The sequence below is a fragment of the Vibrio sp. B181a genome, assembly GCF_030248375.1.
GTDB classification, from domain to species: Bacteria; Pseudomonadota; Gammaproteobacteria; order Enterobacterales; family Vibrionaceae; genus Vibrio; species Vibrio campbellii.
On the sequence record NZ_JAHGAD010000043.1, the window covers coordinates 62,897 to 74,746 of the forward strand.

Below are 11,850 nucleotides of genomic sequence, written 5' to 3' on the forward strand. Positions count from 1 at the left end.
TTATATTTCTTATATTAGGGGGTGTTTAAATGAAACTATCGATTGTTGTACCTGTTTATAATGTTGAAAAGTACATTGAACAATGCTTAGCGAGCCTGGATGCTTTCTTTGATGAAGATATAGAAATAATAATAATTAATGATGGTTCTACTGATGAGTCACTTGAGATTATACACGGTATTAATTTCAAAAATAAAGTGAAAATTATAACTCAAGCAAACCAGGGACTTAGCGCAGCTAGGAATAAAGGAATAGAACTTGCAACTGGTGAGTATATTAGTTTTCTTGATTCAGACGATTTTGTTACTAACGATTATTTGAGCTGTATAAAAGACAATCTTGGCAATAGTAACTTCGATATTTTGTCCTTTGGTTGCTTAACTTGTGATGAGAATGGTGAAAATATTTCTAACTGGGGGAATGAAGTCGTTGGCGACTATCACTCTCTAAATACTAATGATGTGAATATCCTTGAGAGGTATTTCTTATGTTCTCAATGGTATGCCTGGAAGTTTGTGTTTAAGCGTGAAATATTTAAAAACTCAAAATTTCCAGAAGGAAAGCGTTTTGAAGATCTTCTGACGATTCCTAAAATCATATCCAAGCAAAGTGAAATCAAGTTTGTTAATGATCGTATTGTAGTTTATCGAAGACGAGCTACGTCTATTACTAATAACGTTCGTGAGTCTGATATAGATGATATAGCTGATTATTTTATTGGCATTAACTTTGAAAATAAAAACTTGGAAAAGATACACAAAATAAAGACATACATGCTTTTGTGCTCCATGGTGTTTAAATTTGGGGATAAGTCAAAAATAACTGTTCTGAAAAATACCTCTTTAACGCTTGATTCCAAATTTTATGGTTTGAAAGCTATGCTATATAAGGAATTTCCATATCTTTCATTTTACCTTGTTAAACTTAGGAATGCTTTTACTCGATGAAACTCTACCTGCTAATAAATGACTTAGCTAAGGTTGGTGGTTTGCGAACGGTTTCCATTAACTTGTCAAAAGCATTGATTGAAAAAGGATATGATGTATCAATTATATCCGCAGTCGATCATCAACCGCGGTGTAGTGATGTTAAAGTCGCTACGTTTGGCCTACCAAAACTACATGGTTTAAGTAAGCTTGAAAAGCTTTTCTGGTATATTCGTTGTTTTTTTAAATTCAATCGGTTCTCAAAGGGAAGAAATAACGATATTTTTATTGGAATAGGAACTATCATGAATCTAATGATGTTTTCTAAGTCTTCTCAAGTGATTGCTACAGAGCACACAGCATACAAAAATAATAGCCCAATAGTCCAGTGGATTAGAAAACTTGCTTATTCTAGGTATAAAAAAATAGTGTTGTTGACTCAACGTGATAAGCACTATTATGAAAAATTAAATAGTCATCTCGCTGTTATTCCAAACTTTATTGATGATGTAAGGATGGTTGACTATTGTTTAGATAGCCATAGAGTATTGTTTGTTGGAATGCTATCAAAAGTTAAGGGAAGCGACTATTTATTAGAAATTATTAAAAAATCAGTGTCGCGTAATGCTAACATCCACTTTGATATCGTAGGCGATGGCCCAGACCTAGCTGCTTTTTCAGAAGCGATTGAGTCACTATCGATTGGAAGCCGTGTGACGGTTCATGGCAGATTGAATAATGTGACAGGTCTATATCAAAATGCGGGGGTGTTTATTCTCACCTCTCGTAATGAAGGCTTCCCGATGGTTCTTCTGGAAGCTCAGAGCCATGGCCTACCTGTTGTATCATTCGATTGTGAAACGGGACCATCAGAGATGATTCAACATGGCTATAACGGTTATTTAGTTGATACGTTTGATACTGAAGCGTTCTCAGAACATCTAGTTGATCTATTTGAGGACCGTTCCTTACGTAATGTAATGTCTAAGAATAGTTCGCGGAATGTGAAAAAATTCACTAAGAATGAAGTGATCAGGTTGTGGGATGAAGTCCTTAAACAATAGTGTGCAGTTTATACTTAATAAAGCAAACTTCATATACATTTCAATCATAATATTTTTGTTTGTATTTAATCCGTATCTATTTAATTCAAATGGAGCGGTTATATTTGCTTTTATTCTTTCTTTAATATATGTTAGGAATGAAACTGTAAATATATTTTTCTATTTTATTAAGAGAAAGGAAAACCTTGCTCTATTAGCATTATTTACGATACCATATATATATGCATTATATGGAACAGTAATCGATGACGATTATGATTTTTCTAAATTGCAAAAGATAATAAAGTTTTCCTTCATATTTATATGTGCAATGTGGTATAGCTCTATTATCATTTATCAAGCTAAGCATAGTGTGCAAAGATATCTTAATTCAATTGTTATATTACAGTTGATTATCGTTATACTTTGCTTGATTAGTCCAGACTTTACTGAGTTAATACGCGGTATGAATGATCCGTCTGCGTTAGAGAAACTTTCAGACTATGGCGCTTATCGCGGGGTTTCTTGGGCTGCAAATGCGTTCTTTGGTCTTGCTGTTATTCTATCATTTATTATTTTAAATTGGATGGTCGATAGTTACGAAAAAGGTCAACGAAGTGTATTTATTTATTTGTTTCTTTTCCTTACTCTCATTGTTTTTACGGTTACCGCTCGTACTACATTTCTTGCTATTATTTTCTTTTTGACATATTTATTCTTTAGGATGTCAGTAAATAGTAAATTTGTGTTATTAAAGATAACATCTTTCGTTATTCTGTTTTTTGTAAGTTTATCTTTTATTCTATATTATTGCTTCCCTGACTTAGTTGAGTTGATATTGTCAATCATGAATAGATCGTTGGAATTTGTTTTTAATTATATTAAGTACGGTTCTTTTAGCTCGGGTTCAACTGATATACTTCAATCAATGTATTTCCCTGTAGATAAATTCACATTGATGTTTGGTGATTATCGCTATATGGATGGTAGTTCATACTATATGGATACAGATGCTGGGTATATGAGGAATGTACTATACTGGGGTATCGTTGGAATGTTTTTGAATTTTATGTTCGCTTTTCTAATTAACTATCGAATATATGGTGGTTTGAATTATCGATTTGCGTTTTTTAGCATGTTTCTTTTTGTTCTCCATATAAAGGGTGAAGTTGTAAGTCATGAGAATATGTTATACTCCGCACTTTTTTTAATGTATTGTTCATCAGTGTATAATCAGGATTTAATCAAGCATGAAAAATCAAAGACGAACGGATAATGTACTATCTCTCGATCCGATGTATTCAACATTGCATGCTCGTATAGCTGATGAATATCAAGGTAAGAAATTTGCTATTCTCAGCTCTTTTGGGTTAAAGCATTATTTGCCAGGGTTTGAATCTTACTATATTGAAAGACAGCTTCAGTCTAAGGACATCATCATTTCTCAAACTGATCTTGACGTCGTTAAGTCAATGGATAGCCATTTCTCTGCGCTCGCAAGAAAAGTTGAGAAACGCGAGCTGACAAGCGATGAGTTGGAGTACATGGCTAAGTTCTATGTATTTTTAAAGCAATTTGTTGTCAATAATGATATCAAGGTTGTTTTACTTCATAATGATTTAAGATGGCAACATTCTATCGCTGTTTTTGTGTGTCGCGAGCTTTCAATCAATTATTTGGTCACGGAGCAAGGCTTGTTCCGACCTCACACTACAGTAGTGGATTCTTTTGGTGTGAATGCTTACTCTAATGTAAAAAATGACTATCAAGAATTTCTTGATAAAGGTGAAGACCTTAACCGTTACATTACAAATGATATTGTTACTAGTTCTCATGACTCATGGTACTCATATATTAACTTTTTTAGATATTTAATATTTTCAAAAGTCGGTAAATTTTTAGGGACAGAAGCAAGAATCGTTCACAAGCGGCATACACTCAGTGAGTATGTGAAAAGGTTTTATTTCCATCGAATAAATCCCTTACTTTCAAAAAAAACACCATCGGATGGTGACGTCCTATTTGGTAATACAAAGGAACTGATTTTTGTTCCTTTGCAACTAGAACTTGATACTCAGTTGCTTATCCACAGTGATTTCTCGTCTAATCAAGAGGTCATAAATATTATTGAAACTGCATTTAATGATGCGGGCTTACGTAATAAATATGAGTTGGTATTCAAGAAACACCCCAACGACCAACTAGAGTATAACTTTTCGAGTTTTTCAAAGCTTACTAATGTAGCCATCACAACTGAACTTTTAAAAAACGTATCATTAGTGCTTTCTGTTAACTCGAGTGCATTATTACAAGTCTTATCTACACCTACACCGGTCATCACTCTTGGTCGGTCTATCTATGATGTTCCGGGAGTCGCATTCCATTCAAATGGAAAGGATTTAGTCTCAGATATTAAAAACCAATTAAGTACAATTGTAGATATAGATAGACGGTATCATTATGTGGATTATTTAAAGTATGTATATTCAATACAAGGTGCAGGAAATTCATTTTCCAAATCTCAAATAGAAAAAATTATTAATAAATTAACTAGGAATTAAAATAGATGTTTCTAATCGCAGGTCCATGTGTCATTGAATCAGAGAGTTTGGTTTTAGATACTTTTTCTCATTTAAAGGAAATTACTGATAAGCTTGGAATCGAGTACATTGCTAAGTCATCATTTACTAAAGCGAACCGTTCATCAGTAAACGCTTTTACTGGTCCTGGTATTGATGAAGGTCTAAAAATTCTTCAGAAAGCAAAGGATCAATTAGGAGTGAAGGTCTTGACTGATGTTCATGAGGATACTCCTCTAGATGAAGTTGCATCAGTCGTCGACGTTTTACAAACACCGGCTTTTCTCGTTCGTCAAACGAGCTTTATTCAAAGAGTTGCTTCTTTTGGTAAACCCGTGAATGTAAAAAAAGGACAGTGGATGCATCCATCGGATATGGCTCCAGTAGTGGAAAAATGCCGTGCCGTCGGTAACGATGACATTTGGTTATGTGATCGTGGTACGAGCTTTGGCTTTGGACAGCTAATTAACTACATGCCAGGCCTAACTATAATGAAAGAGACTGGTTGCAAGGTAGTGATGGATGCGACTCATAGTGTTCAGATGCCAGGCACACTTAATGGCTCAACTGGAGGGAACCGCTTTCACGTCCCAGCTATTGCTCGAGCAGCTGTAGCCGTAGGTATTGATGGTTTGTTTATGGAAACCCACCCAGACCCAGATCGTGCTTTGTGCGATGGTCCAAATATGCTTGCATTAAAGCATATGGAAGAATTGTTAGAAACACTTTTGGAAATTGATGAGGTCGTTAGTAAACGTCCTAAAATCGAAACAAGGTTCTAGCATCTTCACAGCCCTAGTCAATCTATTATTCATATCTAAAGAAAGAGTATATTTTGAATACAGTTAAAATAGTTATTCCTGCTCGATATGGCTCATCTAGACTTACCGGTAAGCCATTGCTCGAAATAAATGATAAGCCAATATTTTGGCATGTCTTTCAGCGCTGTCTTGAGGCTGGTTTTGACTCCCGAGATATAATACTAGCGACTGATGATATTCGAATATTTGAGAAGGCTTCGGATTTGAATATTCCAGTTTTGATGACCTCTCGTGAGCATGAAAGTGGTACTGATAGAATTTTTGAGGTAGCGACCTCACAAGGTTGGAACAAGCAAGATATTATTATTAATGTTCAGGGCGATGAGCCGCTAGTTGATCCTGAATTGATTCGTCAATTATCATTATTTGCACGTAAATATACTGAATTCGAAATAACAACAGCTGTTGTGCCTATTGTGCATAGTGATGACTTCAATAACCCTAATGTTGTCAAAGCAGTCATGGGGCTAAATCATCGCGCTCTCTATTTTACACGCTCAAACTCCCCCTATAACAGAGAGCTATCTTCGGATCTTTCATTAGCTTTTCGTCATGTTGGCATTTATGCCTATACGGTTGATGCTCTAGACGCATTTTGCTCATTCGACGAAGCGCCTCTAGAGGCTTATGAGAAGCTCGAGCAGTTAAGAGCTCTTTCAAATGGAATGGCAATTGGTGCTTGTTATTTCGAGGGAGAACTTGCTCACGGAGTAGATACTTGGGATGACTATTTAATTATCAAGAATAAAATGGAAAAGGCTTAATGGATATCATAAAAATTGCTAAGGACGTAATTCAGACAGAAGTAGATGGACTCATTCATATGGGGTCTCGCATCGATAATAGTTTTATCCAAGCGGTAAATGCTATTCTCACTACTCGTGGGCGTACTATTATTTGTGGAATGGGTAAATCTGGTATTATCGGGAAAAAAATTGCTGCATCTTTCGCAAGTACAGGCACGCCTAGTTTCTTTATGCATCCAGGTGAGGCTTTTCACGGTGATTTAGGGATGGTCAAGCCTGAAGATGTCTTTATTGCAATATCTAACTCAGGTGAAACGGATGAAGTACTAAAACTACTCCCATTTTTAAGAGATAATGGAAACTATGTTATAGCGCTTACTGGCAAAAGTGGATCCACATTAGCAAAAAATGCCCATTGTCATTTGGATATAGCCGTTCCCAAAGAGGCTTGTCCGCACCAATTAGCTCCAACGTCCTCGACTACAGCTACGTTGGTTATGGGAGATGCATTGACTGTTGCATTAATGGAATCTAGAGAGTTTCTTCCAGAAAACTTTGCCCGATTTCATCCTGGAGGGAGTTTAGGAAGACGTCTTTTATCCAGAGTTGAAGATGAAATGGTGTCTGAGTTTCCACTAGTCAAAGAAAATGCTGACTTTACTTCCGTTGTGCACTCAATTTCTGATGGAAAGTTAGGGTTGGTGCTAGTTGAAGTTGACCAAGGTTTAGCTATCATCACGGACGGCGATGTTCGAAAAGCAATGAATGCTAACGGTAAACAAGTTTTTGATTTAAAAGCCAGTGACATTCTAACCTTAAATCCAGCTAAAATTTCTGGTTCGGCGAGCACTCAAAGTGCCTATGAACTGATGGAAAACAAAAGGATAACGTCACTCGTCGTTGTCGAAGATGAGAGAGTTATAGGGATTTTAAAAAAATAAAAAAAGTCCAGAAGGGTACCCTTCTGGACTTTTTTAAGCTTTTACCGTTTTTCTCGCATTTATCCAACTTCTGATGTAGCTCGTGATTTTCCAAATGTATGCCAAAATAATCGAGTAGATAATGAAGCATCCAATAAACGTGTAAAACATCACGGCTTCTGAAATATCTGCAACCTCACCATAAATACCAAATGCTGCGTACAAAGTAGCAATACCACAGATAGCAATTAACGTTTGTTTTGAGCTAAGACCTAAACGTTGGAAGATATGATGCAAGTGCTCTCGGTCCGGCTTGAATGGCGAGTCACCACGACGAACACGGCGAATCATAATTGCAGCCATGTCCATCAGCGGAACAGCAATCAACCACAGCGCAGTTACTGGTCTCATCAACGGTTTGCTCTCGGCTTGACTAACACCTAGCAATAGCCAAATCACTGTAAAGCCAATCATCATGCTGCCAGCATCACCCATGAATACTTTTCTTTCACGGCCAAGAATGCCAAGGTTCATAAAAATATAAGGCAGCATAGCGACGATGATAACCACACACAAATAAGCCAATCCATGTTGAGAGTCGACTTGCAGCAAGTAAGCTAATGCACTAAACGTCACAATAGATAACCCACCAAGCAACCCGTCAATGCCATCTACCATATTAAAGGCATTAATTGCCCCTATAACTGCCAGTACAGTAACTACCACTCCACTCCAGCCTAATGATATCTCTCCGAAGCCGAACATATTACCTAAGGTATGTAGCTCAATACCAGCAACGTGAATCATGATCAGAGATAGCGCTGCTTGGATCCCCATACGAATTTTGAAGCTAAGGTCAACCTTGTCATCAATAGCGCCAATAAAGGTAAGAACAACGATAGAGCAAACATAAAGCCAACTGTACTCGATCACTTCAGGTTTGAAAGTTAAGAACTGAACTAACACGATACAAATTGATATTCCCCCAATTAAAGGGACCGCGCCTTCATGTAGCTTTCGTTCATTTGGTTTATCAACTAAGCCAGCTGTTCTTGCTACTTTTCGCATAAGGAAGAGGGTTGCGAATGAGGAGAAAAATATAAATAAAAGCTCGAGAAACATAAAGTGCGCCAACATCGTATATAATTATTCGGCGACCATTTTAGCGGAGGACGACGCTATCTCAAGCATAAATTTGGTAACAATGTGAAAGGGGCAATAGAATTTATCCTACATTACATTGTGCTTTTGCCTACCTTAACCGACAAATCAACGGATTACCTTTAAACTGTTTGAGTTTAAGCTGACATATAACTCTTCTTTTGCCGCCTTCTCGCCATGAATCAAATGGATCTCTTTAGGAGGAGGGCTTATCCCTTCCACGAAACGAATCAGGTCAGCTTTATCTGCATGTGCAGAATAGCCAGACATCGTATGTACCTGAGCTTGCACATGAATTCTCTCACCATCAATCACCACTTCTTTAGCTCCGCTTTGTATATCTCTACCTAACGTTCCTTCTGCTTGGTAGCCTGCAAACAACACATCATTACGCTTATCCGGTAACAATGCTTTGAGGTAATTGACCACTCGGCCACCCTCACACATGCCAGAAGCGGCGACCACAATAGCGGGCTCCGCAGTGCTGGCGAGGCGATTTATTAAGCGCAAATGTTCCGCATGATTCTCAATAGTAATACATTGTTCAAACGCCAGAGGGTGACGATGACTCCCTAAGCGCTGCTTTGCTTCTTTTCCCCATAACTTCTTAAATCGGCGGTAAGTCTTGGTGACTTTTTTCGCTAAAGGGGAGTCCAAAATAATCGGAAGCGAGTTTTGTAAATCGTGCTGGTAGATAAGCTGCTCAATATCAAACAGCAACTCCTGCGTTCTGCCTACGCTAAATGCCGGAATCACTATCACACCACCATCTGCAAGTGCATGATGAATAATTGCGAGTAACCTTTGGCTTCGGCTCTCTACACTCTCATGCTGCTTGTTACCGTAAGTAGATTCGATAAACAGATAATCCGCACGGGTAGGAGAGATAGGGTCTGGAAGAAGCGGTGTATTACTTGGCCCCAAGTCACCAGAAAACACCACCGCCTCATTATTAGGAAGTTTAAATTCCACATAAGCAGAACCAAGAATATGCCCTGCAGGCTGAAAGCGAAGATAAGCCAGCTCTTTAAGCGGAAGCCATGTTTGGTAATCACAAGGTACCAATCGCTTTTTAATGACATTCAGAATTTGCTCTCTTTGCGCTTTATTCAATCCTAGTTGAAGCTTCAATCCATCTTCTAGCATTAGCGGCACAAGTACTGCCGTCGCACGAGTGCAGTAGATTTTGCCTTTATAGCCAGCAGCTAATAGCCAAGGTAAGCGACCAATATGATCGATATGCGCATGAGTCAGCACCAAAGCTTTTATTCTGCGGACAGAAAACTCAATTTCTAATGAGCGGTGTTTGCCATTCTTCAATGCGTCCTGCCCCTGAAAAAGCCCACAATCGATCAAAATGCTGCCTTTAGGTAACTCAAGCTCGTGGCAAGAGCCAGTGACTGAATGCTTTCCTCCATGATGTACAACTTGCATATGCTTCTTATCCTTTCTATCACTTATTGCTATTTGCTCCAGTAAAAGAGAAACCGTTTTTGTTGTCCTTAACCTAGCTGAGACGTTTGTTCCAAAAAAGTGGAAGTGTGACAGAACTATACAAATTCGGACATACATAGATAAAAGTCATAAATTTGACAGAGATCGATCATCGCAGAATGTGAACTCACTCTAAGTTATGCAGCTTTATGCATTTTATGATTAGTGTTGCTGCATAAACAGTTATTATAAAGCGAAATCTATAAGGTGTTGATTTGCAGTGCTGAGTGGGAAATGGTTGGGCTTTTATAAATTAACTGCCAAAAAAATGTCAGGTAAAGGTCAGTTTTTTGTAAGGTTATGACTTTTAGTAGGCGCTTGTTTGCTATACAATCCCACACCTAGAGTACGACATATTAAAAAAGCGGATTGAATTGCCTTTAGGAGCCAGACCTAGGGGCGGTAGCGTACTCAAATTAGAAATCACGCGCACATGATGACGAACATCATCAAGGAATGCCGTAACATATAAATATAATTAAGCACACAGTTGCACTTCTGGCAAGTTGCTTCTTATCAAAAGGAGCGCTTAAACAAACATTTAAGTAAAGCCCCATCACGTCAGAGGGGCAAAATCAAAGCTGCTACACAGTTTTGAGTGATACATTGGCTAGGCATAAGGTTTTCCCTTTCAATAAATACCTTTCTATAACCATGCATTGAAATTTGTTACTGGAGCTCTTCAGGGCTTCCTAACATCTGCATGGCACGCCTCAAAGCATCGCGTCACAAACGCACATCACTCTTACAAGCATTAAGAATTCTTAAAGGATGGCTTTCATCCTTCGTCTATTCACGCCCTTAGAATGCAAAAAGCTTCCAAGCGCGAATTAAGAAATATCTAAACTTGCTAGGAAAATAAAATGAATCTTTCATTAGACAGCGCTCGAGTTGGCATTATCGGCTTAGGTTACGTAGGTTTGCCTTTGGCTGTAGAGTTTGGCAAAAAAGCCCCAACGATAGGCTTTGATATCAACCAAGCGCGTATTGATGAGTTAACTGCAGGCCGCGATAGCACACTAGAATGCAGCGACAATGAACTGGCAGAGGCTGTTCACCTTTCTTACACCGCCTCCCTTCAAGATCTAAAAGAGTGCAATGTCTACATTGTTACCGTTCCGACGCCTATTGATGAACATAAACAACCAGATTTAACACCGTTGATCAAAGCTTCTGAAGCATTGGGAACAGTAGTCTCTGAAGGTGATGTGATCATCTACGAATCAACGGTATACCCGGGCGCAACTGAAGAAGACTGTATCCCAGTTGTAGAGCGAGTGTCTGGCCTTAAGTTTAATCAAGACTTCTTTGCAGGTTACTCGCCAGAGCGTATTAACCCAGGTGACAAAGAACACCGTGTTACTAACATCCTTAAAGTGACAAGTGGTTCTACCCCAGAAGTGGCGGAATACGTAGATCAACTTTACAAAACCATCATCACTGCGGGCACACACAAAGCATCTTCTATCAAAGTAGCAGAAGCGGCAAAAGTTATCGAAAACACGCAGCGTGACGTCAATATTGCACTTATCAACGAGCTTTCTATCATCTTTAACAAACTTGGTATCGATACTTTAGAAGTCCTTGAAGCTGCCGGTACCAAGTGGAACTTCCTACCGTTCCGTCCAGGTTTGGTTGGTGGCCACTGTATCGGTGTAGATCCGTACTACCTAACGCATAAAGCACAGAGTGTGGGTTACCACCCTGAAATGATCCTAGCAGGTCGTCGACTCAACGATGGCATGGGTCAATATGTTGTCTCTCAACTTGTGAAAAAAATGCTGAAGAAGCGTATTCATGTTGAGGGGGCGAATGTACTAGTGATGGGTCTGACCTTTAAAGAGAACTGTCCAGACCTACGCAACACCAAAGTAGTGGACATTGTCTCAGAGCTAAAAGAATACAACATCAATGTAGATATTATGGACCCTTGGTGTTCAAACGCAGAGGCGCAACACGAATACGGCCTAACCTTGTGTGAGAAAGAGCAACAAGGTCATTACGATGCAATCATCATGGCGGTATCTCACAACGAGTTTAAAGAGATGGGTGTAGAGAAGATCCGCGCACTTGGTAAACCAGCCCACGTTCTATACGACTTGAAATACGTTCTAGACAAAGAAAGCGTAGACATGCGTCTATAAGGTCCTAGAACCTAGA

10 protein-coding genes are annotated in these 11,850 nt (G+C 38.6%); 8 read left to right on the top strand and 2 right to left on the bottom strand.

Going from position 1 to position 11,850, the window contains the following annotated elements:
• Positions 1-29 precede the first annotated feature (29 nt).
• From KIO97_RS18945 to KIO97_RS18975, 7 genes are read left to right on the top strand one after another with little or no spacing between them, the layout of a single operon-like run.
• Positions 30-947, top strand: coding sequence for a glycosyltransferase (locus KIO97_RS18945; RefSeq protein WP_285383673.1), 918 nt, complete (start codon positions 30-32; stop codon positions 945-947).
• The gene (locus KIO97_RS18950) at positions 944-1,990 is read left to right on the top strand and encodes a glycosyltransferase family 4 protein (protein ID WP_285383674.1); all 1,047 of its coding nucleotides are present in this window, start codon (positions 944-946) and stop codon (positions 1,988-1,990) included. Before KIO97_RS18945 ends, KIO97_RS18950 begins: the two co-directional genes overlap by 4 nt.
• Positions 1,971-3,245: a hypothetical protein gene (locus KIO97_RS18955; protein ID WP_285383675.1), complete on the top strand. Its 1,275-nt coding sequence runs from the start codon at positions 1,971-1,973 to the stop codon at positions 3,243-3,245. Before KIO97_RS18950 ends, KIO97_RS18955 begins: the two co-directional genes overlap by 20 nt.
• Positions 3,220-4,530 carry a hypothetical protein gene (locus KIO97_RS18960; RefSeq protein WP_285383676.1) on the top strand — a complete coding sequence of 437 codons (1,311 nt, stop codon included), beginning with the start codon at positions 3,220-3,222 and terminating at the stop codon, positions 4,528-4,530. The genes KIO97_RS18955 and KIO97_RS18960 overlap by 26 nt, the downstream gene beginning before the upstream one ends.
• Before the next feature lie 5 nt (positions 4,531-4,535).
• Complete coding sequence (gene kdsA, locus KIO97_RS18965; RefSeq protein ID WP_105064697.1) at positions 4,536-5,330, top strand: 3-deoxy-8-phosphooctulonate synthase; 795 nt, start codon at positions 4,536-4,538, stop codon at positions 5,328-5,330.
• Between the two features lie 53 nt (positions 5,331-5,383).
• Positions 5,384-6,133: a 3-deoxy-manno-octulosonate cytidylyltransferase gene (gene kdsB / locus KIO97_RS18970; RefSeq protein ID WP_285383677.1), complete on the top strand. Its 750-nt coding sequence runs from the start codon at positions 5,384-5,386 to the stop codon at positions 6,131-6,133.
• Positions 6,133-7,056, top strand: coding sequence for an SIS domain-containing protein (locus KIO97_RS18975; protein ID WP_105064699.1), 924 nt, complete (start codon positions 6,133-6,135; stop codon positions 7,054-7,056). The genes kdsB and KIO97_RS18975 overlap by 1 nt, the downstream gene beginning before the upstream one ends.
• A 33-nt stretch (positions 7,057-7,089) precedes the next feature.
• Here the strand turns inward: KIO97_RS18975 and wecA are convergent, their stop codons facing one another.
• Positions 7,090-8,157, bottom strand: a complete 1,068-nt coding sequence (gene wecA / locus KIO97_RS18980) for a UDP-N-acetylglucosamine--undecaprenyl-phosphate N-acetylglucosaminephosphotransferase (protein WP_285383678.1) — start codon at positions 8,155-8,157, stop codon at positions 7,090-7,092.
• A gap of 147 nt (positions 8,158-8,304) precedes the next feature.
• On the bottom strand, positions 8,305-9,630 hold the full coding sequence (locus KIO97_RS18985; protein WP_285383679.1) for an MBL fold metallo-hydrolase RNA specificity domain-containing protein: 1,326 nt from the start codon (positions 9,628-9,630) through the stop codon (positions 8,305-8,307).
• 923 nt (positions 9,631-10,553) lie between these two features.
• On the opposite strand from KIO97_RS18985, the gene tviB reads away from it, so the two are divergent.
• On the top strand, positions 10,554-11,834 hold the full coding sequence (tviB, locus tag KIO97_RS18990) for a Vi polysaccharide biosynthesis UDP-N-acetylglucosamine C-6 dehydrogenase TviB (RefSeq protein WP_285383680.1): 1,281 nt from the start codon (positions 10,554-10,556) through the stop codon (positions 11,832-11,834).
• The last annotated feature ends 16 nt before the right edge of the window (positions 11,835-11,850 follow it).

Excerpts from the sequence above, each read along its gene's own strand:
- KIO97_RS18945 (WP_285383673.1), top strand. The coding sequence starts at position 30 with ATGAAACTATCGATTGTTGTACCTGTTTATAATGTTGAAAAGTACATT.
- KIO97_RS18955 (WP_285383675.1), top strand. The coding sequence starts at position 1,971 with ATGAAGTCCTTAAACAATAGTGTGCAGTTTATACTTAATAAAGCAAAC.
- tviB (WP_285383680.1), top strand. The coding sequence starts at position 10,554 with ATGAATCTTTCATTAGACAGCGCTCGAGTTGGCATTATCGGCTTAGGT.
- KIO97_RS18975 (WP_105064699.1), top strand. The coding sequence starts at position 6,133 with ATGGATATCATAAAAATTGCTAAGGACGTAATTCAGACAGAAGTAGAT.
- KIO97_RS18985 (WP_285383679.1), bottom strand. The coding sequence starts at position 9,630 with ATGCAAGTTGTACATCATGGAGGAAAGCATTCAGTCACTGGCTCTTGC.
- kdsA (WP_105064697.1), top strand. The coding sequence starts at position 4,536 with ATGTTTCTAATCGCAGGTCCATGTGTCATTGAATCAGAGAGTTTGGTT.
- KIO97_RS18950 (WP_285383674.1), top strand. The coding sequence starts at position 944 with ATGAAACTCTACCTGCTAATAAATGACTTAGCTAAGGTTGGTGGTTTG.
- wecA (WP_285383678.1), bottom strand. The coding sequence starts at position 8,157 with ATGTTTCTCGAGCTTTTATTTATATTTTTCTCCTCATTCGCAACCCTC.
- KIO97_RS18960 (WP_285383676.1), top strand. The coding sequence starts at position 3,220 with ATGAAAAATCAAAGACGAACGGATAATGTACTATCTCTCGATCCGATG.